Raw genomic sequence first — 830 nt, forward strand, 5'->3', positions numbered from 1 at the left:
ACGCGAACCCGATGGGCGACCTGTACCCGAACCAGACGGAACGCAGGCTCCTCGGCATCGGCCGGCAGCGCATGTGTTCCATCGACATGGCCACCGGAAAGGCGGCGTCATGATGAGCGGCGAACAGGTGACCGTCACATGGCGCATCGACACGGGCGAACGCGACGACGGCAACAACCCCATATGGGCGGAGGAGTCGCAGACCGTGGCCGACGTGCTCGTCAAACCGGGCGCGCAGGCGAACGCCACCGACTCCACCCGCCCCGAGGGCGTGTCGGTCGCGCTCACCTGCGCGTTCCCCCGCGCATGGGCGTACCGTCCGCTGCGCGGCGCGCGGGTCACGGTGCGCGGCCTCGACTACCAGGTGATAGGCGACCCCATCCCCGTGGACGGGGGGCTTACGCCCACCCGGTGGAACCTGCTCGTGGAACTGTCGGATTCTAGGGGATAGGAGACCGGTATGGCGAACACGAACATCGTGAGGCTGAATCTGCCCGCGTTCACCGAGTACCGCCGCTCCCCCGAGGTCATGGCCGTGCTCGACGCGGAGGCGCAGCGTCTCGCCGACCGGGCCAACAGCCGGGCGCGCGGCGAATGCGAGCATCCCGAGCACGCGCGGTTCCGAGCCCTGGACGCCCGGCCCACGAGCCGGGGCGCGGCCTCGATCGCGACCAGCACGGGCGATCCCGGCTGCTACCGACACAACGCGAAGCACAACACGCTCGTCAACGCGTTGGGAGGCGGCTGATGGACACGAACACGCCCGACGAGCCTGTCATCGTCCCGGAACGCCTCGTCGTGGAATGGCTCAACCACGCCGGCGATCTCAA

General features: G+C 69.2%; 2 protein-coding genes. Both read left to right on the forward strand.

All coding sequences use genetic code 11. The features are described from left to right. The first annotated feature begins 109 nt into the window (after window positions 1-109). Window positions 110-451 (forward strand): hypothetical protein, encoded by a 342-nt coding sequence (locus tag EHS19_RS11830; protein ID WP_338325020.1) that lies wholly within the window; start codon window positions 110-112, stop codon window positions 449-451. 9 nt (window positions 452-460) lie between these two features. Continuing rightward, entirely contained in the window at window positions 461-748 is a 288-nt protein-coding gene (locus EHS19_RS11835) for a hypothetical protein (protein ID WP_151916114.1), read from the forward strand. Window positions 749-830 lie beyond the last annotated feature (82 nt).

The organism is Bifidobacterium jacchi (assembly GCF_009078285.1).
Classification (GTDB): Bacteria; Actinomycetota; Actinomycetes; order Actinomycetales; family Bifidobacteriaceae; genus Bifidobacterium; species Bifidobacterium jacchi.